Genomic DNA, 24,965 nt, shown 5'->3' with positions numbered 1-24,965 from the left:
GCACCCTGCGCCACGATGGTAGGCAGGGGGGGGCGCGGCAACATCGTCGCTTCCGACGATTGAGGGCGGCGTCACGGGTTTCCTAGCATCGGCCGGCGCGGCGGTGTGTTTGCGCGCTGTGCCATCCGGAGTTCCCCATAACGAGCAGGAGACAGGCATGACCCCGAGCAGCAAGCCCGCCGTGCTGGCGTGCACCCTCGCCGCACTGGTGCTGGCGATGGCCACCGCCCCGTCGCACGCCCAGACCCAGGGCGTGAGCAAGACCGAGATCGTGATCGGCACCATCCAGGACTTGTCGGGCCCGGTGTCGGCCTATGGCAAGCAGGCGCGCAACGGCGCGCAGCTGCGGGTGGACGAGATCAACGAGCAGGGCGGCATCCACGGTCGCAAGCTGCGCCTGGTGGTGGAGGACTCGGCCTACGACCCCAAGCGTGCGGTGCTGGCCGCACAAAAGCTGGTGAACCAGGACAAGGTGTTTCTGATCACCTCGCACATCGGCACGCCGCAGAACAACGCGGCCATGCCGATCCAGTTCGAGAAGAACGTCGTCAACTTCATGCCGCTGTCGGCCGGGCGCGAGATGTTCGACCCGGTGCACAAGCTCAAGTTCGCCAACGTGGCCTCGTACCACGACACGCTGAAGGTGCACGCGCCCGAGCTGTACAAGCAGCTGGGCGCCAAGAAGCCCTGCGCGCTGTACCAGGACGACGACTACGGCCTCGAGGTGTTGCGCGGCGCCGAATCGGGCATGAAGAGCCTGGGCCTGGAACTGGCCGAGAAGACCAGCTACAAGCGCGGCGCCACCGACTTCAGCTCGCAGGTGGCCAAGATGAAGTCGGCCGGCTGCGACTTCGTGGTGCTGGGCACCATCATCCGCGAGACCGTGGGCGCCATGGCCGAGGCCGCCAAGGTGGGCTGGAAGCCCAGCTTCCTGGCCAGCGTGGCGGCCTACACCGACCTGATCCACAAGCTGGGCGGCAAGGCCACCGAGGGCCTGTACGCGGTGATGACCATCCCGTTTCCCTACCTGGACGACAGCCCGCAACCGGTTCGCTTCTGGGCCACCAAGTACAAGACCCGCTTCAACGAAGACCCGTCGACCTATGCCGTGGGCACCTACCAGGCGGTGGACATCTTTGCCCGCGCGGCGCAGAAGGCCGGCCCCAACCTCAGCACCGAGAGCTTCGTGAAGGCGATGGAGACCATGGGCACCATCGCGCCCGACATCTTTGGCGCGCCGCCGCTCACCTGGACGGCCACGCAGCGCCTGGGCTCCACGCAATCGCGCCTGTCGCAGATCAAGGACGGGCGCTGGAAGGTGATCAGCGAGTACCGCTGAGCGCTTGGCGTTTTTCTGCTGCGCGGGCACATGGCGGCCCCGCGCGACTCGCCGTACGGGTGTACGGCTGCGTTGCTCGAACCACCCTGAGCCCGCTTGCGACGAAAGCCGCTCAAGCCCTCACCCAACCAACCAACCAACCAACCCTCTCAACGGAACACCACCCACATGCCCCGTGAACTGACCCCCGCCATCCACCTCGACATCCTGCCCGGCCATGTGGCGCTGGTGACCCTTGTGCGCCCCGAGGCGCGCAATGCCGTCAACGGCGACGTGGCGCGCGGCCTGGAGGCGGCCATCGATGTCACCGAGGCCGACGACGACATCTGGGCCGTGATCCTCACCGGCACGGGCAGCGAGGCCTTTTGCGCCGGCGCCGACCTGAAGGCCATCTCGGCCGGCCGCGGCCACGAGCTGCGCACCGACCGCGGCGGCTTCGCCGGCTTTGTGCACGCGCCCAGGCGCAAGCCCTGGATCGCCGCGGTCAACGGCCCGGCGCTGGCCGGGGGCTGCGAGATCGCGCTGGCCTGCGACCTGATCGTGGCCGCCACCGGCACGCGCTTTGGCGTGCCCGAGGTCAAGCGCGGGCTCATCGCCTCGGCCGGTGGCCTGTACCGGCTGCCGCGCGCCCTGCCGCCGGCCATCGCCCGCGAGGCCATCCTCACCGGTGAGCCGATCACGGCCGAGCAGGCGCACGCGTTCGGCATGGTCAACGCCTTGTGCGAGCCGGCGCGGCTGATCGAGGCCGCGCAGGCCATGGCCGCGCGCATCACCGTCAACGCGCCGGTGGCCGTGCGCGAAAGCCTGGCCGTGGCCCGCGCCGCCTTCGACAAGACCGACGCCGAGCTGCGCCAGATGTCCGAAGAAGGCCAGGCGCGCAACATGCAGAGCGAAGACTTCAAGGAAGGCCCGCTGGCCTTCATCGAGAAGCGCGCACCGCGCTGGGTGGGACGATGACTGTCCACCCCCACGCGAACCGCGTTCGCTGCCCCCCGAGGGGGTGCGCAGTCCCTTGGGGCGGCCGGGCGGGACTGCGCCCAAGCTTGTCGCCATGGTGAGCGTCCACACCGGCGATGCGGATGCCCGCACGCCGGTGCTGGTGGGCGCCGGCCAGATCACGCAGCGGCCCGAGCGGGGCGGCGATCCGCGCACCGCACGCGGCCCGCTGCCGCTGATGGTGGATGCGGCGCGCGCCGCGGCCGCGGATGCCGGCCCGGCGACGGCCCTGCTGGCCGCGCTGCAGGCCGTGGTGGTGATCCGCCTGTTTGCCGACACCAGCCCGCGCTTCGTCGATCCCGCAGGCCGCTTCACCAACCTGCCGCGCAGCGTGGCGCAGCGCCTGGGCGCCGAGGCGGCGCAGCAGCTCGTCTACACCCACCCCGGCGGCAACATGCCGCAGTGGAGCATCAACCGCCTGGCCGAACAGGTGGCCGCCGGCCGCCTGCAGGCCGCGCTGGTGGTGGGCGCCGAGGCCCTGGCCACCTGGCGCATGGGCCAGCGCGCGCAGGTGCCGCTGGGCTGGCACGAGGATGCCGGCGGCACACCCGAGGCCTGGGGCGATGCGCGGCGCGGCTGGTCGGATGTGGAAAACGCCCACGGCGCCCGCGCGGCCATCGTGATGTACCCGATGTTCGAGAACGCGATCCGCCACCACCTGGGCCGCAGCATCGGCGCGCACCAGGCCGCGATGGGCCGCTGGCTTGAACCCTTTGCCAAGGTGGCCGCCGCCAACCCGCTGGCCGACCGGCGCGCAGGCTTTGATGCCGCGCAGATCGCCACGCCCGGCCCCGACAACCCCTGGATCGGCTGGCCCTACACGCGGCTGATGAGTGCCAATGCCTACATCGACCAGGGCGCGGCCGTCATCCTGACCAGCGTGGCCCTGGCCCGCGCACTGGGCGTGCCCGAAGACCGCTGGGTGTTCCTGCACGGCTGCGCCGATGCGCACGACCACTGGCATGTGAGCCAGCGGCGCGACTTTCACAGTGCACCGGCCATGGCGGCGGTGTTCGAGCAGGCGTTCGCGATGGCCGGCAAGCAGGTGGCCGACATGCGGCACCTGGACATCTACAGCTGCTTCTCGTCGGCGGTGGCGGTGGCCTATGGCGCGCTGGGACTGCAGCCCGATGACCCGCGCGGCCTCACCGTGACGGGCGGTCTGCCCTACTTCGGCGGGCCGGGCAACAACTACGTGACGCACGCGATCGCGCAGATGATGCAGGTGCTGCGCGGTGATCGTGCGTCGTATGGTCTGGTCACGGCCAACGGCAACTACCTCACCAAGCATTCGGCGGGCATCTATTCCACCGAGCGTCCATCGCGTGCCTTTGCACCGGAGCCGCCTTCTCTCTTGCAATCGCGGTTGAACGCCTCGATTCCTTCACCCGTGTTTGCCGCGTTGGCAGCGGGTGAGGCGGTGGTCGAGACCTATACCGTGATGCATGAGCGCTCGGGGCCGTCGGCAGGGGTGTTGTTCGGCCGCCTGCTCGATGGCACGCGCTTCATCGCCAACACGCCTGTTGACGCATCCTTGTTCGAGGCGATGCAGGCGGAGGACTTCATCGGGCGTCGGGGTGTGGTGACGAACGATGGCGTGCGGAACGTCTGGGCGCCTCGATAGCGTTTGGCTCTTGCTGGGTTGGGCTTGCTGGGTGTTGAGCAAGCCAAGCCGTGCCCGGGTGTCCGGCTTCGCTCAACTGCGCTGGTCCGATGCGTTGCATCGGACTTCGCTGCGGTGCTCGCAGGCGTGGCGGCGCATCGCAACTCGCTCCGTTCGCTGACGCTCACTGTGCTCGAACAGGCGATGCGAGTCAGAGGTCGATGCGGGCTCACGCCCGCCGCCACGCCTGCTGCGCTCCTCGCCAGCGCAGATTCGCTGCGCCAGACACCCGGGCACGGCTTGGCCGCACGGTCGAGGCATGCGGATGGCGGTATGCCACGGTGCCTCGGGACGAGGACGTCGGGTGACCGCCCGGCGTAAGTAAAGGAGGAGCCGAGGTGCGAGAGCACCTCGGCGGGGGACATGGAGCCGGGCGGTTACCCGGCGGCCTTGGCCATGCGCAGACCTTCGACTGCCAACTGAAGTAGCAAACTCAAGACCGCCCAGAAAAACGCGGCTCCCGCTTCCCAATGAAGGCCTGCACCCCTTCCGCAAAACTCGGCGCATCGATCAGTTCACGCTGCCGCTCGGCCTCGTAGCCCATCTGGGCGTCGAGGCTGTTGTGCGCGGCGGCGTCGTAGGCGCGGCGGGTTTCCAGCGCGGCTTGCGGGGGCAGGGCAGCCAGGCGGTGAGCCAGCTTCAAGGCCTCATCACGCAGAGCGTCGTCGTCCACACAGGCCCAGGCAATGCCCCATTCGGTGGCCTTCTCGGCGGGCAGTTTCTCGCCCAGCAGCGTCAATGCGGTGGCACGGCCGCGGCCCACCAGACGCTCCAGAAACCAGGTGGTGCCCAGGTCGGGCACGATGCCCAGCTTGGCCATGAAGGGCAGGTAGAAGTAGGCCGAGCGCGCGGCGATCACGATGTCGGCCGCCAGCGCCAGGCCCACGCCCGCCCCGGCACAGGCGCCGTTGATCGCGCTCAGCACCGGAAAGGGCAGGCGGCGGATGTCCGAGATCAGCCGGTTGGAGGCCGCGTGCATGGTGTCGGCCGTCTTGTTGCCCAGCGTGCGCGTGTCGGTCGATGCCTCGCCGGCCAGCGCGCTGTTCATCGCGCTGAGGTCGGCGCCCACGCAGAAGCCGCGGCCATCGGCGGTGATCACCAGGGCGCGCACGCTGCGGTCGGCGGCCAGCGCGCGCAGGCGTTCGCGCAAGGCGTTCTGCAAGGGCTGGCCCAGCGGGTTCAGGCGCTTGGCATCGGCCAGCACCAGGATGGCCACATCGCCATCGCGCTCCTCGCGCAGGGGGGCGGTGTGGGGGGCTGCGGGTTCGGTCATGGGTGTCTCCGGAAGCGGCCGCGCCGGCAGGGCGGCTCAGCCCGCTGCCCCGTGCAGCGCGTGGCGGTAGGTGGCGTAGTTCGGCTGGTCCACCGCCAGCTTGGCCAGCGTGGTGTGCCACAGATGCCCGGCCAGGCCGGGTGTGGCCAGGCCCAGGCGGCCCTCGGCAATGGCCTCGGCCAGGGCCTGGTTCAGTGTGGCCAGGTCGGTGTCGGTGCGGTCCAGCAAGGCCTGCAGGCGCTGCACTTCGGCGGCGGCCACGGCCGGGTCTTCCAGCAGCTGGCGGCGCGCGATGTCCAGCAGGTTGGCGGCCACGCGGGCATGGTGGGCGGTGGCCGCGGCCATGGCGCTGGCGGCGGCCTGGGCCTCGGGTGGGGCGGCCTGGCCGCTGCCCAGCGCGGGCATCACCCGCTCGCGCAGAAACAGCGTGGCGGCCTCGGTGATCTGCGCCGGGCTGGGGGCGTCATGCATGGTGCTGCGCGCCTGGGGCGTGGTGCGGGTTGGCCTCGGGCACGATCAGCGTCAGCAGGTCGATCTCGGCCTCGCTGGCGCGGCGGCCGATGGCGGCTTTTTCGACCTCGCGCTCGGCGCCGCTCAGCCAGGCCTGCAGCATGCTCTCGCAGATCACGCCCCACTTCAGCGCGCCCATCACCGTCCACCAGCGGATGCGTTCGCGGTCGGCCCGACCCCCGGCGGATTGATAGCCGGCCAGCAGCTGATCCAGCGTGCCGAAGCCGCCGACCGGCAGCGCGACCTGGCCGAAGCGCCAGCTGGGCACGCACAGCCAGCCCAGGTCTTCCATCGGGTCGCCCACATGGGCCAGCTCCCAGTCGAGCACGCCGCGCAGGCCCTGGGCATCGATCATCAGGTTGCCATTGCGAAAGTCGCCATGCACCAGCACCGGCGCGGCGGTGTCGGCCGGCAGGCGCCGGGCCAGCCAGTCAAAGGCCAGCTGGAACACCGGGCGCGCCGTGCCGTGGCCCTGGTGCCAGGCGCGGTAGTGCGCCAGCTCGTCGGCCGGGCCGGCGCGGCGCAGGCCCGCGGGCAGCTGCTGTGGCGCGATGGCGTGCAGGCGCGCCAGCGTCTGGCCGCACTGCCAGGCCAGCGTGGCGCGGGCCTCGGCCAGCGCGGGGTCGGTGGCGATGCGCCGGCCCAGGGTCTCGCCCTGCAGGCACTGCATCACGAAGCCCTGGCCCAGCGCATCGGCGGGCGTCAGCACCTGGTGGATGGCCGGCACCGGCACACCGTGGCGGCCGGCCAGCGTGATCAGCGCGGCTTCGGCGGCCAGGCCGGCGTTGGCGGCCGAGCGCTGCTGGCCACCCGGTGGCTGGCGGCGCAGGATCAGGTCGACGGCCGCGCTGTCAGCGCATTGCAGCGCCAAGGCCCAGGTCTCCTGGCTGGCGCCGCCCGACAGCCGGCGCAGCCGCGTGATGCGGCCGCCCAGCGTGCGCGCCAGGCCATCGGCCAGCGCGCTAGCGGGGGCCTGCGTGGAGGCGGAGGCCTGCGTGGTGGCGGAGGCCGGCGTGAAGGCGCTGGCCATGGCGGGCGGGCGGCCTGCCTTACAGGCGTTCGACGATGGTCACGTTGGCCATGCCGCCGCCTTCGCACATGGTCTGCAGGCCGTAGCGCTTGCCGGTCTGCTGCAGCGCGTTGACCAGGGTGGTCATCAGCTTGGTGCCCGAGCCGCCCAGCGGATGGCCCAGCGCGATGGCGCCGCCGTGGATGTTCAGGCGCGCGGGGTCGGCACCCAGCACCTTCAGCCAGGCCACAGGCACCGAGGCAAAGGCCTCGTTGACCTCGTACAGGTCGATGTCGTTGATCGACATGCCGGCGCGGGCCAGGGCCTTTTGCGTGGCGGCGATCGGGGCCTCGAGCATCACCACCGGGTCGCCGCCGGTCACGGTCATGTGGTGCACGCGGGCCAGTGGCTTCAGGCCCAGAGCCTTCAGGCCGCGCTCGTTGACCACCATCACGCCGGTGGCGCCGTCGCAGATCTGGCTGGCGCTGGCGGCGGTGAGGCGGCCCCCTTCCTGCAGCAGCTTGACGCCGGCAATGCTCTCGTAGGTGGCGTCGTGGCGGATGCCTTCGTCGGCGGTGTGCAGGCTGCCGTCTTCGCTGTAGACGCCGTCCTTGTCCACGCGCTTCATGGCCACCGGCACGATCTCGCCCTTGAAGCGGCCGGCCTCGGTGGCGGCGATGGCACGCTGGTGGCTCAGCAGCGCAAAGCGGTCGAGCTCCTCGCGGCTGAGGCCGTGCTTGCTGGCCAGCATCTCGGCACCCATGAACTGGCTGAACTCGATGCCGGGGTAGCGCGCCTGCATGGCCGGGCTCATGTAGAAGCCGAAGCCGGCCTTGCGCGCCAGCGTGCTGGGCAGGCCCATGGGCACGCGGCTCATGCTCTCCACGCCGGCGGCGATCACGCAGTCCATCGTGCCGCTCATCACCGCCTGGGCGGCAAAGTGCAGCGCCTGCTGCGACGAGCCGCACTGGCGGTCCACCGAGGTGGCCGGCACGCTCTCGGGCAGGCGGCTGGCCAGCACCGCATTGCGCGCGATGTTGGTGGCCTGCTCGCCGGCCTGGCCCACGCAGCCCATGATCACATCGTCCACCGCGGCGGGGTCGATGCCGCTGCGGTCGAGCAGGGCGTTGAGCACCTGGCCGGCCAGATCGGCCGGGTGCCAGCCCGACAGGCGGCCACCCTTGCGGCCACCAGCGGTGCGGGCGGTGGCGACGATGAAGGCTTCGGACATTGCAGATCCTTTCAAGAAGCGAGGCATTCGATGCATGCCTCGGTCAAACCAAGCAATCGCCGCGGATCCGGCTCTGCCGGGCCGCTGGCGATGCCCCCTGGGGGGGAGGCGGCGCAGCCGCTTCGGGGGGGACTTATCTCGGAGCCATGCGGATGGCGCCGTCCAGGCGCACGCTCTCGCCATTGAAGTAGCCGTTGCTGAGCATGGTCTCGGCCAGCTGGGCGTATTCGTCGGGGTTGCCCAGGCGCTTGGGGAAGGGCACCGAGGCCGCCAGCGCGGCCTTCACGTTGTCGGGCGCGCCCTGCAGCAGCGGGGTGTTGAAGATGCCCGGCAGGATGGTGTTGATGCGGATGCCTTCGCCCATCAGGTCGCGGGCGATCGGCAGCGTCATGCCCACGATGCCGGCCTTGCTGGCCGAATAGGACGCCTGGCCCATCTGGCCATCCACCGCGGCCACGCTGGCGGTGCACACCATGGCGCCGCGCTCGCCATCGGCCAGCGGTGCCAGGGTCAGCATGCCGGCAGCCGAGTGGGCGATGCAGCGGAAGGTGCCCACCAGGTTGATCTGGATGATGCGGTCGAAGTTGGCCAGCGGAAAGTGCTTGATCTCGCCGCTGGTCTTGTCGCGGCTGGCGGTCTTGACTGCGTTGCCGGTGCCGGCGCAGTTGACCAGTACGCGCTCCTGGCCGAGCGCGGCGCGGGCCTTGGCAAAACCGGCGGCCACCTGCTCCTCGCTGGTGACATCGACCTTGCAGAACACGCCGCCGATCTCTTGGGCCAGGGCCTCGCCGGCGGCCTCGTTCAGGTCGAACAAGGCCACCTTCACGCCCTTGGACGCCAGGCGCCGGGCGGTGGCGGCACCCAGGCCGGAGGCGCCACCGGTGACGACGGCGGTGATCGACGAATCGAGCTGCATGGATCGGGTCCTTGAAGAGGCGTTGTGAGAAACGGGGCGCAGGGCCTGCGCCGGCCGGGTCGGGCGCTTGCGGGCACCTGCGCAGGCTGGTCGGCCACGGTGGATCGGCGCGCGCGGGCGCTGTGCGCACCGGGCTGCACCACCAGTCTAGGCAGGCCCCCGGCCCGCGGCCATCGTCGGAAGCGACGAACCGGCCGGCATGGCGCGGCCTGTGGCGGCGCGGCCTGTCGCCGCAGCGACAGGGGCTGGCCGGACTCGGCAGCCAGGGCCCAGAATCCAGCGCCTGCCCTGCCACCCATGACCACCCGCCCGCCCGATCCCGCCCCCGCCGCACCGGCTGCCGCACCGGTTGCTGCGCCGGCCGCCGCAACGGCTGCGGGCCTGGCCGCCAAGCTGCTGCCGCCCGGCCGCCGTGCCGCGCTGGTGCCACGCCATGCGGTCACCGAGCGGGTTGTGGCCGCTGGCGCGGTGAAGGTGGTGCTGGTGCGCGCGCCGGCCGGCTTTGGCAAGACCACCGCCATGCTGCAGTTGCGCGAGCGGCTGCATGAGGGCGGCGTGGCCACCGCCTGGCTGACGCTGGACCGCGCCGACAACGACCTGCCGCGCTTTCTGGGCAGCCTTGGCGCGGCCGTGGCCGGGCTGGACCGCGACGAGGCCCGGCCGCTGGGTGCGCCGCTCGATGCGGTGGCCGCGCTGGCCCACGAGGGCCCGCCCTTCGCGCTGTTTGTCGATGACTTCGAGCGCGTGCAGGAGACCGCGGTGCTGGGCCTGGTCAGCGAGATCATCGACCGCCTGCCGCGCCGCGGCCAGCTGGTGATCGGCTCGCGCAGCCTGCCGCCGCTGGGCCTGGGCCGCCTGCGCGCGCGCGGCCAGCTGCTCGAGATCGACGCCGAGGCACTGCGCTTCACGCTGCCCGAGGCGGTGGCCTTTTTTGCGCTGGCCCAGCAGCGTGGTCGCGAGGCCCTGCCGGCCGGCACCGTGGCGCGCCTGCATGGCAAGACCGAGGGCTGGGTGGCCGCGCTGTGGCTGGTGTCGCTGGCGCTCGAGCGCCATGCCGGCGGCGGCGATTTCGTCGAGCGCTTCTCGGGCTCGAACCGCGCCGTGGCCGACTACCTGGCCGAGGACGTGCTGGCCCACCAGCCGCCCGAGGTGCGCGACTTCCTGCTGCGCACCAGCATCCTGCGCCATCTGTCGGCGCCGGTGTGCAAGGCCCTGCTGCCGCGCATGGACTGCGCGCGCCTGCTCGAGCGGCTGGAGGCGGCCAACCTGTTTCTCACCCCGATCGGCGAGGACGCGCACAGCTACCGTTATCACAGCATGTTCGCGGCCTTCCTGCGCGCCCAGCTCGAACGCGAACACCCCGACGAGCTGGCCCGCCTGCACCTGGCCGCCTCGGGCTGGTACGAGTCGCAAGGCCGTCCGGTGCCGGCCATCGACCATGCCATCGACGGCGGCGACCACCCGCATGCGCTCACGCTGCTGGCCCAGCACGCCACGACCTTTCTAGAGCAGGGCCGCATGCGCCTGCTGGCGCGCTGGTTCTCGGCCCTGCCGGCCGATCTGGTGCGTGCCCAGCCGGCGCTGCAGGCCGTGGCCGTGTGGGCCCAGGCCTTCACCCACGGGCCCTGGGAGGCCATGGCCCTGCTCGAACGCTCTGGGCTGGCCGAGGTGGCCGATGCCGGCGTGCAGGCCCATGTCAATGCGCTGCGTCCGCTGCTGCTGGCCATGATGGACCGGCCCGAGGAGGCGGTGGACATCGGCCGCGCCAGCCTGGCCGCCCTGCCCACCGCCAGCCCCTTTGCCGACAGCGTGCTGCTCAATGCCTCGGCCCATGTGCTGTCGGTGCTGGGCGATCAGCACCAGCCGCAGCGCCTGCTCGATGCCGCCCGCCGGGCGCACCGCGACAGCGCCTTCAACCGCATGTACACCGAGTCGCTGGAAGGTGTGCTCGACCTCAAGCAGGGCCGCCTGCGCCAGGCCACGGCGCGGCTGCGCCTGGCGGTGGCGGCCACGCCGCAGGCGGTGGTGTCGTACCACCACACCAACGGCAATGCCTGGGCCGGCGTGCTGTATGCCGGCGTGGTGTACGAGGCCAACGAGCTCGAGGCCGCCGAGCGCCTGCTCAATGTCTACCTGCCGCTGGCGCGCGACGTGGGCCTGCCCGACCACATGATCGCCAGCCACCGCATGCGCGCGCGCATCGCCTTTGGCCAGGGCGACATCGACCTGGCCTTCGAGATCCTGGCCGAGCTGGAATACCTGGGCCACCACCGCCAGCTGCCGCGCGTGGTGGCCAGCGCCCGGCTCGAGCGCGCGCGCCTGCTGGGCCTGCAGGGCAATGGCCCCGGCGCACTGGCCGAGCTGCAGCGCGCCGACGATCCTGCCGTGTGGGCGCGCTGCGAGGGCCAGCACCTGCCGGCCCAGGAGCTCGACGACATGGCCATCGGCCGCCTGCGCTGGGACATCCACTTCGGCGACGCACGCGCCGCCGTGCCGCGGCTGGAGCAGGCGCTGCACGAGGCGCAGCGCAGCGGCCGCGCCTACCGCGCGCTCAAGCTGCAGGTGCTGCTGGCGCTGGCCTGGCGCCGTGCCGGCCAGGCGGCCCAGGCCACGGCGCTGCTGGCCACGGTGCTGGCCAGTGCCTGCCGCGAAGGCTTTGTGCGCCTGATCCTCGACGAAGGCCCGCCGGTGGCGGCCTTGCTGCAGCGCGTGCAGGCCGCGGCCGACGAAGGCAGCCGGCCCGCCGACCCGATCCTGGCCGATCTGGTGCAGCGCCTGCTGGCCGCCGCCGGCGGCCCGGTGGCACTGGACGACGAGGCCGCTCCGGCGGCGCAGGGCGATGCGCCATCGCCCGAGACGCTCACGCGCAAGGAGATCCGCGTGCTGCAGCTGCTGGCCGAGGGCTACAGCAACAGCGCCCTGGCCGAGAAGCTGTTCGTCAGCGACAGCACGGTGCGCACCCACCTGCGCAACATCAACACCAAGCTCGGTTCACACAGCCGCACGCAGGCGGTGGCGGTGGCGCGGCGGCTGTCGGTCATCCGTTAGGCGGCACAGCCGGTGCCGGCCGCGGGCAGCACCCGCCAAGCGGGTGGGTCGGCGTCAGGCGGCCGTGCGCCCGGCCGGCTTGCGCTGACTACGAGCGCCGCGGTGCGTCAGGAGCGCTCGCCCTGCACCGGGGCCGGCTTGCCGGCCGGGGCGGGCACCGGGTTCAGCGACACACGCACCTTGCCGCCGGTGGTGACCAGGATCACCGCATCGCCGGGCTTGAAGCTCTCGTTGCCCTTGGCCTGCACGATGGCGCGGCGGTCGCCGTTCTTGAGCTGCACCAGGATCTCGTACGACTCCTCGCGCGTGCTGGCACGCTCGATCGCGTTGCCGGCCACGGCACCTGCCACCGCGCCCAGCACGCCCACGGCCACCGATTCGCGCCGGCCACCCATCGACGAGCCGGCAATGCCGCCCAGCACCGCACCGGTGGCGGCACCGGCACCGCTTTGCGAGCCGTCCACCACCACCGGGCGCACGGTGAGCACGGTGGCATCCACCACGCTGGACATGCGCTGCGCGTCGTTGCGGCTGATGACGTCGGGGCTGCTGGTGGCGCAGGCGGCCAGCGAGGCGGCCAGCGCCAGGGCGAGGGTGGTACGGAGCATGGTGGTGTGTCTTCGCAGAGTCTGGAACTGGTTCAACGGCGGCCGTGGCCAGGGCGTTGACCCGCTGAAGCGCGATTGGAGTGGTCGCGCGTCCGGCCGGTTCCGACAGGCGGGTAAAGAATCGTGGCGCGTGTGGCGCGTGTGGCGCGTGTGGCGCGTGTGGCGCGGGGCGCCTGGCGCGGCCCGGCGCGGTCAGTCGTGCAGCCGGCTGCTGCGTGGCACGCTGGCCAGCAGAAACTCCATCTGGTCGGCCAGGATGCGGCGACCACGCAGGATCATGTCCTCGTGCAGGCTGGGCACGTAGGGCAGGTACATCAGCGTCATGCGCGCCTCGTCGGGCAGCCGGTTGCCCTTGCTGCCGTTGCAGCCGCGGCAGGCGGTGATGCAGTTCATCCAGGTGTCGCGCCCGCCCCGGCTGGTGGGCACGATGTGCTCGCGCGTCAGCAGGTCGAAGCCGAAGCGCCGGCCGCAGTAGGCGCAGATGTGGCGGTCGCGCACGAACAGCTTGGGGTTGGTGATTGTGGGCGTGACATGCCAGGCCCGGCTGGGCATGGCGCCCTTGACCGCGATGATCGGGTGCAGCTCGATGCGCGACTGCAGGCCCGTGGCCCGCTGGATGCCGCCGCGCAGCACGCGGAAGGCGCGGCCCAGCGTCCACGCCACACCATCGCTGGCGTAGATCACCGCGGCCTCGCGCGGCGTGATCCACGCCTGCGGGCGGCCTGAGACATCGAGCTGCAACACGTCCACGGAACGTCCACCTCCTGACCGGCAGCGCTAGGGTAGCCGATCTGCGCGACCGGCGTATGGCAGCACAACCCGCATTGCGCTGGCGTGCCGAAGGTGCATCAGGGCCGCGCATCGGGCGCCAACAGGCCCTGCGCCGCTGGCCTGGTGGGTAGGCGGGCCATTAAACCGAGGCGGCGCCACGCGCGTCGGCCGCCGCCGGCCGCGACCGCCGGCGTGGCGGCCGTCACCGAGGCTGCGCCGGCAAATTGGCGACGTTCGCCGACGGTTGGCGGCCGAATAGTGGCCGAACCCTAGAAATACCGCACCGATTTCACGTCACGGCGGCGGCAAACTTCTGCAGAATAGAACGATCGTTCGTTTCTTTCCTGCCGCCACGCCGTGTCCGTCACCCCGCTGCCAGCTGCCCGCAAACGTGCTGTTTCGCCCCGCGCACTGCAAAAGGGCCAGCAGACGCGCGCCATCATCCTGGATGCGGCGCTGGGCCAGGCCGCGCACATGGGCCTGGAGGGGTTGTCGATCGGTGCGCTGGCCGACCTGACCCAGATGAGCAAGTCGGGCGTGTTCGCCCACTTCGGCTCGCGCGAAGAGCTGCAGATCGCCGTGATCCGCGAGTACCACGCGCGCTTCGAGGACGAAGTGTTCTTTCCGGCCGTGCGCGAGGCGCGCGGCCTGCCGCGGCTGCGCGCGCTGTTCGAGCACTGGCTGCGCCGCGTGTCGGTGGAGGTGGACTCGGGCTGCATCTACATCAGCGGCGCGGTCGAGTTCGACGACCGGCCGGGGCCGGTGCGCGATGCGCTGGCCTCGATGGTGCGCGCCTGGCAGGCCGCGCTGGAGCGCGCCATCCGCCTGTCGATCGCCGAAGGCCATCTGCGTGCCGACACCGATCCGCTGCAGATGCTGTTCGAGGTGCACGGCCTGATCCTGGCGCTGCACCACGATGCGCGCTTTCTGCGCCTGCCCGGCGCGGTGGATCGCGCCCGCGTGGCCTTCGACCGCATCGTGGCCCATTACGTCGTTGGCGTCGACGTCAGCGCACCGCCCCCGCCGCTGCCGCGGCAGGCTGTGCGCTGAGTCGGCGGTTTGCTGCTGTCGTTGTTTCGTCCCTTCCCTTCGCCTTTTCAGTTAGCCAGAGGAGCACACCATGCCCCAGTACACCCCGCCGCTGCGCGACATGCAGTTTGTGCTGCACGAACTGCTCGACACCGTAGGCACGCTGCGCCAGCTGCCGGCCCATGCCGAGATCGATGCCGACACGGTGAATGCGGTGCTGGAAGAGGGCGGCAAGTTCGCCGCCGAGGTGACCGCGCCGCTGAACCTGAGCGGTGACCGCGAGGGCTGCACGCTCGACAAGACCACCCACGAGGTCACTGCGCCCAAGGGCTTCAAGCAGGCCTATGCGCAGTACGTTGAAGGCGGCTGGCCGGCGCTGAGCTGCGACCCCGCCTTTGGCGGCCAGGGCCTGCCGCATGTGGTGAACCTGTGCTTCTACGAGATGCTCAACAGCGCCAACCAGGCCTGGACCATGTATCCCGGCCTGAGCCATGGCGCCTACGAGGCCCTGCATGCCCATGGCACGCCCGAGCAGAAGGCGCTGTACCTGCCCAAGCTGACCAGCGGCGAGTGGACCGGCACCATGTGCCTGACCGAGCCGCACTGCGGCACCGACCTGGGCCTGCTGCGCAGCAAGGCCGAGCCGCTGGCCGACGGCAGCTACAAGATCAGCGGCCAGAAGATCTTCATCTCGGCCGGCGAGCACGACCTGGCCGAGAACATCGTGCACCTGGTGCTGGCCCGCCTGCCCGATGCGCCCGAGGGCAGCAAGGGCATCAGCCTGTTCGTGGTGCCCAAGTTCATCCCCCAGGCCGATGGCGGCCTGGGTGCGCGCAACGGCATCTTCTGCTCGGGCCTGGAGCACAAGATGGGCATCCACGGCAGCTCCACCTGCCAGATGCTGCTCGACGGCGCCACCGGCTGGCTGGTGGGCCAGCCGAACAAGGGCCTGATGGCCATGTTCGTGATGATGAACGCCGCGCGCCTGGGCGTGGGCAACCAGAGCCTGGGCCTGACCGAGGTGGCCTACCAGAACGCCGTGGCCTACGCGAAAGACCGCATCCAGATGCGCGCACTGTCGGGCCCCAAGGCGCCCGACAAGCCGGCCGATCCGATCATCGTGCACCCCGATGTGCGCAAGATGCTGCTGACGGCCCGCGCCTACGCCGAGGCCGGCCGTGCGCTCACCGCCTACACCGCGCTGAAGCTCGACGTGGCCCTGGCCACCGACGATGAGGACGAGCGCCGCGCCGCCGACGACCGTGTGGCCCTGCTCACGCCGATCATCAAGGCCTTCATCACCGACAACGGCTGGATCGCCACCAGCCACTGCCAGCAGGTGTTTGGCGGCCACGGCTACATCCACGAGTGGGGCATGGAGCAATTCGTGCGCGACTCGCGCATCAACATGATCTACGAAGGCACGAACACCGTGCAGTCGCTCGACCTGCTGGGCCGCAAGGTGCTGGGCGACAACGGCGCCAAGCTGCGCGCCTTCGGCAAGGAGATTGCCGAGTTCGTCGAGGAGCACGGCATCAGCGAGGAGATGCAGGAGTTCGTCAACCCGCTGGCCGACCTGGGCGACAAGGTCACCAAGCTCAGCACCGAGATCGGCATGAAGGCCTTCGGCAATGCCGACGAGGTGGGCGCCGCGGCGGTGGACTACCTGCGCGTGGTGGGCCACCTGTGCTTTGCCTACCTGTTTGCACGCATGGCGCAGATTGCGCTGGCCAAGAAGGACTCGGGCGATCCGTTCTACACCGCCAAGCTGCACACCGCGCGCTTCTACTTCGCCAAGCTGCTGCCCGAGACGGCCACGCTGATCCGCACCGCGCGGGCCGGCCTGTCGCCGCTGATGGCGATGGACGAAGCGCTGTTCTGACCCCGCCGTGGCGCGGCGGCAGCGGCCGCCGCGCCACTCATCCGCCAACCCAGGAGACAGGCATGAAGAAGAAGTTGCTCGCAGCACTCGCCCTCGCATTCGCCGCCCATGGCGCCGCGCTGGCCCAGGCCACGCCGGTGGGGCTGTGGAAGACCATCGACGACGAGACCAAGGCCGAGAAGTCGTATGTGCGCATCACCGAGTCGGGTGGCGCGCTCAGCGGGCGCATCGAGAAGCTGATCAACCCCGAGCAGGCCGAGCCCAAGTGCGACAAGTGCACCGATGCGCGCAAGGACCAGCCGGTGATCGGCATGACGATCATTCGCAACGCGCGCGCCGACGACAAGAAAGAGCACTGGGAAGGCGGCGACATCCTCGATCCCAACAATGGCAAGGTCTACAAGCTGCGCCTGAGGCCGCTGGACGGCGGCAAGAGGCTGGAGGTGCGCGGCTACATCGGCCCGTTCTTCCGCAATCAACAGTGGCTTCGCGTCGAGTGATCTCGACCGTCTGATTCAACGAGAAAGCAGACCCCATGAACCGATTCAATGTCCGCAAGGTGGCCGTGCTGGGTGCCGGCGTGATGGGCGCGCAGATTGCCGCCCACCTGGTCAACGTGAAGGTGCCGGTCGTATTGTTCGACCTGGCCGCCAAGGAAGGCCCGAAAAACGGCATCGTGCTGAAGGCGCTGGAGGGCTTGAAGAAGCTCAAGCCCAGCCCGATCGGCGTGGCCGACGACGTGGCGCTGATCGAGCCCGCCAACTACGAAGAGCACCTGGCCCTGCTGGCCGGCTGCGACCTGGTGATCGAGGCCATTGCCGAGCGCATGGACTGGAAGCTCGACCTCTACACCAAGATCGCGCCGCATGTGGCGCCCAGCGCCATCGTGGCCAGCAACACCTCGGGCCTGAGCATCACCAAGCTCAGCGAGGTGCTGCCCGAGAGCCTGAAGCCGCAGTTCTGCGGCATCCACTTCTTCAACCCGCCGCGCTACATGCAGCTGGTGGAGCTGATCCCCACGCCGACGACCCGTCCGGACGTGCTGGACCAGTTGGAAGCCTTTGCCACGCGCACGCTGGGCAAGGGCATCGTGCGGGCGAAGGACACGCCCAACTTCGTGGCCAACCGGGTGGGCATCGCCGGCATGCTGGCCACCATCGCCGAGGCCGAGAAGGCGGGCCTGAGCTACGACGTGGTCGACGACCTCACTGGCAAGAAGCTGGGCCGCGCCAGCAGCGGCACCTTCCGCACGGCCGACGTGGTGGGCATCGACACCATGGCCCACGTGATGAAGACCATGCAGGACAACCTGCAGGCCGACCCCTTCTACGCCAGCTATGCCACGCCGGCAGCGGTGAGCACGCTGATCGCCGCGGGCGCCCTGGGCCAGAAGAGCAAGGCCGGCTTCTACAAGAAGGTGGGCAAGGACGTGCTGCGCTTCGACGCAGCCGCCAATGGCGGCAAGGGCGACTACGTGCCCGCCGGCGGCAAGGCCGACACGCTGGTTGATCGCATCCTGAAAAAGCCCGCGGCCGAGCGCCTGAAGCTGCTGCGCGAATCCAGCAACCCGCAGGCGCAGTTTCTGTGGGCCATCTTCCGCAACAGCTTCCACTACGTGGCGGTGAACCTGGCCGAGGTGGCCGACACGGCGCGCGAGGTGGATCTGGCCATGCGCTGGGGCTTTGGCATGAAGCAGGGCCCGTTCGAGCTGTGGCAGGCCGCCGGCTGGGCCCAGGTGGCCGAGTGGGTGAAGGCCGACATCGATGCCGGCAAGGCGCTGTGCAATGCACCGCTGCCGGCCTGGGTGTTCGACGGCCCCGTTGCCCAGAATGCGGGCGTGCACACGCCCGAGGGCTCGTGGAGCGCGGCCCAGGGCAAATACATCGCCCGCGCCCAGCTGCCGGTGTATGCGCGCCAGCTGTTCCCCGAGCAATTGCTGGGTGAGGGCGGTGCGGCGGCCGCCACGGCCGGCACCGAAGTCTTCAAGAACGACGAGTGCCGGCTGTGGACGCTGGACGGCCAGGTGCTGATCCTGACGCTGACCGGCAAGATGCACACCATCGGCCCGGGCACCGTGGAAGGCCTGTTGAAGGGCATCGAGCTGGCCGAATCCAGCCACGACGGCCTGGTGATCTGGTCGCCAGACGAGCCCTTCTCGGCCGGTGCCAACCTCGAGGCCATGCTGCCCACCTTCATGAAGATGGGCGCCAAGGGCATCGCGCCGGAAGTGAAGAAGCTGCAGGACGCGCTGCTGCGCCTGCGTTACGCCAGCGTGCCCACCGTGGCCGCCGTGCGTGGCCTGGCGCTGGGCGGTGGCTGCGAGATCGCGGTGGCTGCGGCGCGGCGCGTGGCGCACATGGAAAGCTACATCGGCCTGGTGGAAGTGGGCGTGGGCCTGATTCCGGGCAGTGGCGGCCTGACTTACATCGCCCGCCGCGCGGCCGAGAAGGCGGCGCTCACCGGCGCGGCCGATCTGCTGCCCGGCCTGAAGGACGCCTTCCAGGCGGCCGCCATGGCCACCGTGGGCACCAGCGCCATCGAGAGCCGCAAGCTGGGCTACCTGCTGGGCGATGACGTGATCGTGGCGCACCGCGACGAGCTGCTGTTCATCGCCATCGAGCAGGTCAAGTCGATGGCTGCATCGAACTGGCGCGCGCCGCTTCGACAGCAGTTCCCGGTGGCTGGCCGCAATGCCAAGGCCACCATCCAGGCCCAGCTGGTGGGCATGCGCGACGGTGGCTTCATCAGCGCGCACGACTATCACATTGCCGGCCTGATCGCCGACGTGGTGACCGGTGGCGACGTGGATGCCGGCACCCTGGTGAACGAGGAATACCTGATGGCGCTGGAGCGCAAGCACTTCTGCAGCCTGCTCGAGAACCCCAAGACGCAAGAGCGGATCATGGGTCTGCTGCAAACCGGCAAGCCTGTCCGCAACTGATCGGAGCGACGAACCATGTCGAAACAAGTTCAAGACGCCTACATCGTCGCGGCCAGCCGCACGCCCATCGGCAAGTCGGGCCGCGGCTACTTCAAGAACACGCGCTCGGATGACCTGCTGATCACCGCCTTGCGTGCCGCGCTGGCCCAGGTGCCCACGCTGGACCCCAAGGCGATTGAAGACGCCATCATCGGCTGCAGCTTCCCCGAGGGTGAGCAGGGCATGAACATGGCCCGCATCGCCGTGGCCCTGGCCGGCCTGCCCAACAATGTGGGCGGCGTCACCGTCAACCGCTTCTGCGCCTCGGGCCTGACCGCCATCCAGATGGCGGCCGACCGCATCCGCATCGGCGAGGCCGATGTGATGATCGCCGGCGGTGCCGAGAGCATGAGCCTGGTGCCGATGGGCGGCAACAAGCCCAGCTTCAACCCGGCCGTGTTCGCCCGCAACGAAGACGTGGGCATCGCCTACGGCATGGGCCTCACCGCCGAGAAGGTGGCCACCCAGTGGCAGGTGAGCCGCGAAGACCAGGACGCCTTCGCGCTGGCCTCGCACCAGAAGGCCCTGGCCGCCCAGGCCGCCGGCGAGTTTGCCGACGAGACCTGTCCGGTGGACGTGATCACCCGCGTGCCCGACCTGGCCACCGGCGAGGTCACGCTCAAGACCCGCACCGTGACCCAGGACGAAGGCGCCCGCCCCGACACCAGCCTGGAAGGCCTGGCCCGCCTGCGCCCGGTGTTTGCCGCCAAGGGCAGCGTGACGGCCGGCAACTCGAGCCAGACCAGCGACGGCGCCGGTGCGCTGATCCTGGCCAGCGAGAAGGCGGTCAAGCAGTTCGGCCTGACGCCGCTGGCCCGCTTCGTCAGCTTTGCCAGCCGCGGCGTGCCGCCCGAGATCATGGGCATCGGCCCGATCGCGGCCATTCCTGCCGCACTGGGCTACGCCGGCCTGAGCCAGGACGCGATCGACTGGATCGAGCTGAACGAGGCCTTTGCCGCGCAGTCGCTGGCGGTGATCCGCGACCTGAAGCTCGACCCGTCCAAGGTCAACCCGATGGGCGGCGCCATTGCGCTGGGCCACCCGCTGGGCGCCACCGGTGCCATCCGTGCCGCCACCGTGGTGCATGCACTGCGCCGCAAGAACCTGAAGTACGGCATGGTGACGATGTGCGTGGGCACCGGCCAGGGCGCGGCCGGCATCTTCGAGCGGGTGTGATCCCGCCGCGGCCCACGGCGGCCGGGCGCCGCGGCGCGCTGCTGACGCTGGGCGCGCTGGCGGCCGTGCCGCTGGCCGGCTGCGAGGCCGGGGTGCCCCGGGTCTTTGCCTCGCTGGGCGCGGCGCGGCAGGCCATCGCGGCGCTGGCGCACGCCCCGGGTGCGCGCAGCAGTGGCGCCTGGGCGCTGCCGCAGGTGCTGGTGCATCTGGCCCAGAGCATCGAGTACTCGCTGCAGGGCTATCCGGTGCCGCGGTCGGCGCTGTTCCAGCAGACCCTGGGGCGCGTGGCCTTTGCGGTGTTCGACGCGCGCGGCGCGATGCACCATGCGCTGGACGAGCCGATCCCCGGTGCGCCTGCGCTGGCGGGCGGGGTGGATCTGCCGGCCGCCGCGGCGCGGCTGCTGGCCGCCATCGATGCCTTTGACGCCCACGCCGGCGTGCTGCAGCCGCACTTCGCGTATGGTGCGCTCGACAAGCCTGCCTACACCCGCGCGCACCTGATGCACATCGGCCAGCATTGGTCCGAGGTGCTGTCCGCGACCTGAACCTGACTGGAGACCCCCTTCCATGAGCATCCGCACCGGCGTGGTCAACGGCGTCGCGACGATCGAGATCGCGCGGCCCGAAAAGAAGAACGCACTCACCGCGGCGATGTACACCGCGATGGCCGAGGCCATCACCCACGCCGGCAGCGATGCCAGCGTGCGCGCGCTGCTGATCACCGGCCAGCCCGGCGTGTTCACCTCGGGCAACGACCTCGAGGATTTCATGCAGCGGCCCCCGGCCGGCCCCGATTCGCCGGTGTTCCGCTTCATGCAGGCGCTGCTGGAGTGCGAGAAGCCGGTGGTGGCCGCCGTCACCGGCGCGGCGGTGGGCATCGGCACCACGCTGCTGTTCCATTGCGACCTGGTCTACGTCAGCGACGAGGCGCGCCTGGCCATGCCCTTCGTGAGCCTGGGCCTGGTGCCCGAGTACGCCAGCAGCTTGCTGATGACGCAGCTGGTGGGCCATGTGAAGGCCGCCGAGAAGCTGCTGCTGGGCGACCCCTTCACTGGCGAGCAGGCGGTGGAGTTCGGCATTGCCAATGCCGTCCTGCCGGCCGCCGAGGTGCTGCCGCACGCGCGCCGCATGGCCGAGCGCTTCAACACGCTGCCGCCGGGTGCGGTGCGCGACGGCAAGCGCCTGATGCGCGCGCCGCAGCGCGCCCAGATCCAGGCCGTGATGGCCGAGGAGAACCGCCTGTTTGCCGAGCGCCTGCGCAGCCCCGAGGCCCGCGAGGCCTTCCAGGCCTTCTTCGAGAAGCGCAAGCCCGACTTCACCCGGTTCTGACCGGCGCTGCCGCCCGGGCGCACGGCCTGCATGACGCCAGCCATCTGGTCGCTGCCGCTGAAGCTGGCGCTGGCGCCGCTGGTGATCCCGCAGGCGGTGATCACGCGGCGGCGCCTGCCGCGGCTGCCCGAGGCGGCCGGGCCGCGCCAGGGCATGGCCGGGCGTGGCGAGCATGGCCTGTCGCTGCTGATCCTGGGTGATTCGTCGGCCGCCGGCGTGGGGGTCGAGCACCAGCGCCAGGCGCTGGCGGGCTACCTGAGCCGGGCGCTGGCCGCTCGGCTGGGCCGGCGTGTGGCCTGGCAGCTGTGTGCCCGTTCGGGCGTCACCAGCGCGCAGGCCCTGGCCCTGTTGGCCGATGCGCGGCCGGCCGATGTGGCGGTGGTGGTCACCGGCGTCAACGATGTGGTCGACCAGGTTTCGCCGGCTGCCGCGCTGCGCCACCGCGAGGCCCTGGTGCAGGCGCTGCAGCAGCGCGCCGGGGTGCGTCAGGTGGTGATGACGCCGGTACCGCCGATGCACCGCTTTGCCGGCCTGCCGCAGCCGCTGCGCTGGCTGGCCGGGCGCGATGCCGCGGCCCACGAGGCCGCGCTGTGCCGCTGGGCGGCACTGCAGCCGCAGCTGAGCCATCTGCCCTTCGACCTGCCGCTGGACGACGCCACGCTGCTGGCCCGCGATGGCTTCCACCCCGGCGCGCCGCTGTACCGTCTGTGGGGCGAGGCGCTGGCGGCGCACATCGCCGGCGCGGTGTGGGCGCGGCTGTAGCCCGCGCGCGCTCAGGCGCCAGGCGCAGCCTCAGCCGCGCGGCACCGGGCGCGGCTTGCCCTGGTGGTCGATCGCCACGTAGGTGAGGTTGGCCTCGGTCACCTTCACCACCTGCAGGTTGGCCGGGTTGCGCTCGGCATACACCGCCACATGCACGGTGATCGAGGTATTGCCGATGCGCTCCACGCGGGCATAGAAGCTCACCAGGTCGCCCACCGAGACCGGCTGCTTGAAGATGAACTGGTTCACCGCCACGGTGGCGATGCGGCCCTTGGCGATGCGAGCCGGCAGCACCGCGCCGGCCAGATCCACCTGGGCCATCAGCCAGCCACCGAAGATGTCGCCATTGCCGTTCACGTCGGCCGGCAGCGGCATCACGCGCAGCACCAGCTCGCTGCCGTCGGGCAAACTCAGGGGGCCGGTGAGCGCCGGTGCGGCGGGTGTGGGGGTGGAAGACTCGGTCATCGGCATCACCTTCAGGGTTCGTTCGGCTCGATTGTCTGTCCACGCTCCGGCCCGGTGCCGGGTTCCCCCTTTTGCCAGCCACCGCCAGCATGCGCCGATCTGCCCCCACCCTGAACCTGCCGCACGCCGATCCGGCCGCCGGCCCCCGCTCCGACTGGCAGACGCTGCGCCGCCTGTTGCCCTATCTGTGGGCCTGGCGCTGGCGGGTGATGCTGGCGCTGGGCTTTCTGGTGGCCGCCAAGGCCGCCAACGTGGCGGTGCCGGTGCTGCTGAAGCACCTGGTGGATGCGCTCGACCTGAAGGCCGGCGACCCGCGCGCGGTGCTGGTGGTGCCGGTGGGTCTGCTGCTGGCCTATGCCGGCCTGCGCCTGAGTACCAGCGTGTTCACCGAGCTGCGCGAGCTGGTGTTCGCCAAGGTCAGCTTCGGCGCCAGCAAGCAGATCGCGCTGCAGGTCTTCGGCCACCTGCACTCCCTGAGCCTGCGCTTCCACCTCGAGCGCCAGACCGGCGGACTGACCCGCGACATCGAGCGTGGCACGCGCGCGCTGCAGTCGCTGGTGAGCTACTCGCTCTACACCATCGTGCCCACGCTGGTGGAGGTGGCCCTGGTGCTGGCCGTGCTGGGCAGCCAGTTCGACCTGGGCTATGTATGGATCACGCTGACGGCGCTGGTGCTCTACATCGGCTTCACCGTCGGCGTGACCGAATGGCGCTCGCGCTTCCGGCGCGAGATGAACGAGTTCGACTCCAAGGCGCACAGCCGCGCCATCGACGCGCTGCTGAACTTCGAGACGGTGAAGTACTTCAACAACGAGGCCTTCGAGGCGCAGCGCTACGACGAGGGCCTGGAGGCCTTTCGCCGCGCGCAGGTCAAGAGCCAGACCACGTTGTCGCTGCTGAACACCGGCCAGCAGCTGATCATCGCCACCAGCCTGGTGGCCATGCTGTGGCGCGCCACCGAGGGCGTGGTGGCTGGGCGGCTGACGCTGGGCGACCTGGTGATGGTGAACGCCTTCCTGATCCAGCTGTACCTGCCGCTCAACTTCCTGGGCGTGCTGTACCGCGAGATCAAGCAGAGCCTGACCGACCTCGACAAGGTGTTCGGCCTGCTCGAGCGCGAGCGCGAGGTGGCCGATGCGCCCGGCGCCGCCGACCTGCAGGTGCGCCACGGCGTGCTGCGCTTCGAGAACGTGAGCTTTGCCTACGACCCCAGCCGCCCGATCCTGCACGGCGTGAGCTTCGAGATCCCGGCGGGCCAGACCCTGGCGGTGGTGGGTGCCTCGGGCGCGGGCAAGAGCACGTTGGCACGGTTGATGTACCGCTTCTACGACGTGAGCGAAGGCCGCATCACCATCGACGGCCAGGACATCCGCCAGGTCACCCAGGCCAGCCTGCGCCGGGCCATCGGCATCGTGCCGCAGGACACCGTGCTGTTCAACGACACCGTGGGCTACAACATCGCCTATGGCCGCCCCGGGGTGGGGCGCGAGGCGGTGGAGGCGGCTGCGCGGGCGGCGCACATCCACCAGTTCATTGCCGCCACGCCCAAGGGCTACGAGACGTTGGTGGGCGAGCGCGGCCTGAAGCTGTCGGGCGGCGAGAAGCAGCGGGTGGCGATTGCACGCACGCTGCTGAAGAACCCGCCGGTGATGATCTTCGACGAGGCCACCTCGGCACTCGATTCGGCCAATGAGCGGGCGATCCAGGCCGAGCTGAAAAGCGCGGCCCAGGGCAAGACGGCGCTGGTCATCGCGCACCGCCTGTCCACGGTGGTCGATGCCCACACCATCGTGGTGCTCGATGGTGGCCGTGTGGTCGAAAGCGGCCCGCATGCCGACCTGCTGGCCCGTGGCGGCCGCTATGCCGAGATGTGGCGCCTGCAGCAGGCTGGCGACGAACCCGCGCCCGACGCCGAGCCAGCTGCCACGCCAGCATGACAAAGGCCCGCCGAAGCGGGCCTTTTCATGGTCTGTCAACG

Annotated in this window: 21 protein-coding genes; 13 read left to right on the top strand and 8 right to left on the bottom strand. The window is 70.6% G+C overall.

Annotated elements, in window-relative coordinates:
* Window positions 1–157: 157 nt before the first annotated feature.
* The 3 genes from N4G63_RS18945 to N4G63_RS18935 all read left to right on the top strand — a co-directional run bounded on the left by N4G63_RS18945 (window position 158) and on the right by N4G63_RS18935 (window position 3,959).
* Window positions 158–1,339 carry an ABC transporter substrate-binding protein gene (locus N4G63_RS18945; protein ID WP_260787299.1) on the top strand — a complete coding sequence of 394 codons (1,182 nt, stop codon included), beginning with the start codon at window positions 158–160 and terminating at the stop codon, window positions 1,337–1,339.
* Between the two features lie 168 nt (window positions 1,340–1,507).
* Window positions 1,508–2,296, top strand: coding sequence for an enoyl-CoA hydratase-related protein (locus N4G63_RS18940; RefSeq protein ID WP_260787300.1), 789 nt, complete (start codon window positions 1,508–1,510; stop codon window positions 2,294–2,296).
* A gap of 94 nt (window positions 2,297–2,390) precedes the next feature.
* A complete protein-coding gene (locus tag N4G63_RS18935; RefSeq protein WP_260787301.1) occupies window positions 2,391–3,959 on the top strand; it encodes a TLP1 C-terminal extension domain-containing protein in 1,569 nt (522 codons plus the stop codon).
* Window positions 3,960–4,431: 472 nt separating this feature from the next.
* On the opposite strand, the gene N4G63_RS18930 is transcribed toward N4G63_RS18935, so the two are convergent.
* From N4G63_RS18930 to N4G63_RS18910, 5 genes are all read right to left on the bottom strand, one after another.
* Entirely contained in the window at window positions 4,432–5,271 is an 840-nt protein-coding gene (locus tag N4G63_RS18930; RefSeq protein WP_260787302.1) for an enoyl-CoA hydratase-related protein, read from the bottom strand.
* A 36-nt stretch (window positions 5,272–5,307) separates the two neighbouring features.
* Window positions 5,308–5,742: a DUF6285 domain-containing protein gene (locus N4G63_RS18925; protein WP_260787303.1), complete on the bottom strand. Its 435-nt coding sequence runs from the start codon at window positions 5,740–5,742 to the stop codon at window positions 5,308–5,310.
* Window positions 5,735–6,811, bottom strand: coding sequence for a phosphotransferase family protein (locus N4G63_RS18920; protein WP_260787304.1), 1,077 nt, complete (start codon window positions 6,809–6,811; stop codon window positions 5,735–5,737). Before N4G63_RS18920 ends, N4G63_RS18925 begins: the two co-directional genes overlap by 8 nt.
* Before the next feature lie 19 nt (window positions 6,812–6,830).
* Window positions 6,831–8,021: an acetyl-CoA C-acetyltransferase gene (locus N4G63_RS18915; RefSeq protein ID WP_260787305.1), complete on the bottom strand. Its 1,191-nt coding sequence runs from the start codon at window positions 8,019–8,021 to the stop codon at window positions 6,831–6,833.
* 133 nt (window positions 8,022–8,154) lie between these two features.
* Window positions 8,155–8,937, bottom strand: coding sequence for an SDR family NAD(P)-dependent oxidoreductase (locus N4G63_RS18910; protein WP_260787306.1), 783 nt, complete (start codon window positions 8,935–8,937; stop codon window positions 8,155–8,157).
* A gap of 297 nt (window positions 8,938–9,234) precedes the next feature.
* Here N4G63_RS18910 and N4G63_RS18905 point away from each other — a divergent pair, with 297 nt between their 5' ends.
* Window positions 9,235–11,985: a winged helix-turn-helix domain-containing protein gene (locus tag N4G63_RS18905; RefSeq protein WP_314600058.1), complete on the top strand. Its 2,751-nt coding sequence runs from the start codon at window positions 9,235–9,237 to the stop codon at window positions 11,983–11,985.
* A gap of 107 nt (window positions 11,986–12,092) precedes the next feature.
* On the opposite strand, the gene N4G63_RS18900 is transcribed toward N4G63_RS18905, so the two are convergent.
* Both N4G63_RS18900 and N4G63_RS18895 read right to left on the bottom strand, forming a co-directional pair.
* The gene (locus N4G63_RS18900) at window positions 12,093–12,593 is read right to left on the bottom strand and encodes an outer membrane lipoprotein (protein WP_260787307.1); all 501 of its coding nucleotides are present in this window, start codon (window positions 12,591–12,593) and stop codon (window positions 12,093–12,095) included.
* A gap of 192 nt (window positions 12,594–12,785) precedes the next feature.
* On the bottom strand, window positions 12,786–13,343 hold the full coding sequence (locus N4G63_RS18895; RefSeq protein WP_260787308.1) for an HNH endonuclease: 558 nt from the start codon (window positions 13,341–13,343) through the stop codon (window positions 12,786–12,788).
* 378 nt (window positions 13,344–13,721) lie between these two features.
* Between N4G63_RS18895 and N4G63_RS18890 the strand changes: the two genes are divergently transcribed.
* The 8 genes from N4G63_RS18890 to N4G63_RS18855 all read left to right on the top strand — a co-directional run bounded on the left by N4G63_RS18890 (window position 13,722) and on the right by N4G63_RS18855 (window position 22,522).
* Window positions 13,722–14,414: a TetR/AcrR family transcriptional regulator gene (locus N4G63_RS18890; RefSeq protein ID WP_260787309.1), complete on the top strand. Its 693-nt coding sequence runs from the start codon at window positions 13,722–13,724 to the stop codon at window positions 14,412–14,414.
* Window positions 14,415–14,484: 70 nt separating this feature from the next.
* A complete protein-coding gene (locus N4G63_RS18885) occupies window positions 14,485–16,275 on the top strand; it encodes an acyl-CoA dehydrogenase C-terminal domain-containing protein (protein WP_260787310.1) in 1,791 nt (596 codons plus the stop codon).
* A 62-nt stretch (window positions 16,276–16,337) separates the two neighbouring features.
* Window positions 16,338–16,775: a DUF2147 domain-containing protein gene (locus tag N4G63_RS18880; RefSeq protein ID WP_260787311.1), complete on the top strand. Its 438-nt coding sequence runs from the start codon at window positions 16,338–16,340 to the stop codon at window positions 16,773–16,775.
* A gap of 35 nt (window positions 16,776–16,810) precedes the next feature.
* Window positions 16,811–19,216 (top strand): 3-hydroxyacyl-CoA dehydrogenase/enoyl-CoA hydratase family protein, encoded by a 2,406-nt coding sequence (locus tag N4G63_RS18875; protein WP_260787312.1) that lies wholly within the window; start codon window positions 16,811–16,813, stop codon window positions 19,214–19,216.
* Between the two features lie 15 nt (window positions 19,217–19,231).
* Window positions 19,232–20,431 (top strand): acetyl-CoA C-acyltransferase, encoded by a 1,200-nt coding sequence (locus N4G63_RS18870; protein WP_260787313.1) that lies wholly within the window; start codon window positions 19,232–19,234, stop codon window positions 20,429–20,431.
* Window positions 20,428–20,976 carry a DUF1569 domain-containing protein gene (locus N4G63_RS18865; RefSeq protein ID WP_314600057.1) on the top strand — a complete coding sequence of 183 codons (549 nt, stop codon included), beginning with the start codon at window positions 20,428–20,430 and terminating at the stop codon, window positions 20,974–20,976. Before N4G63_RS18870 ends, N4G63_RS18865 begins: the two co-directional genes overlap by 4 nt.
* A 22-nt stretch (window positions 20,977–20,998) precedes the next feature.
* Window positions 20,999–21,760 (top strand): enoyl-CoA hydratase, encoded by a 762-nt coding sequence (locus N4G63_RS18860; protein WP_260787315.1) that lies wholly within the window; start codon window positions 20,999–21,001, stop codon window positions 21,758–21,760.
* Window positions 21,761–21,790: 30 nt separating this feature from the next.
* Window positions 21,791–22,522: an SGNH/GDSL hydrolase family protein gene (locus N4G63_RS18855; protein WP_260787316.1), complete on the top strand. Its 732-nt coding sequence runs from the start codon at window positions 21,791–21,793 to the stop codon at window positions 22,520–22,522.
* Window positions 22,523–22,552: 30 nt separating this feature from the next.
* Here N4G63_RS18855 and N4G63_RS18850 read toward each other — a convergent pair whose 3' ends face one another.
* On the bottom strand, window positions 22,553–22,987 hold the full coding sequence (locus tag N4G63_RS18850; protein ID WP_260787317.1) for an acyl-CoA thioesterase: 435 nt from the start codon (window positions 22,985–22,987) through the stop codon (window positions 22,553–22,555).
* Between the two features lie 89 nt (window positions 22,988–23,076).
* Between N4G63_RS18850 and N4G63_RS18845 the strand changes: the two genes are divergently transcribed.
* Window positions 23,077–24,924 carry an ABCB family ABC transporter ATP-binding protein/permease gene (locus N4G63_RS18845; protein ID WP_260787318.1) on the top strand — a complete coding sequence of 616 codons (1,848 nt, stop codon included), beginning with the start codon at window positions 23,077–23,079 and terminating at the stop codon, window positions 24,922–24,924.
* The last annotated feature ends 41 nt before the right edge of the window (window positions 24,925–24,965 follow it).

This window comes from Aquabacterium sp. OR-4 (assembly GCF_025290835.2).
In the GTDB taxonomy this organism is placed as follows: domain Bacteria; phylum Pseudomonadota; class Gammaproteobacteria; order Burkholderiales; family Burkholderiaceae_C; genus Pseudaquabacterium.
Note: the sequence above shows the minus strand (reverse complement) of the source record. Positions and strands in the feature narration are given on the sequence as shown.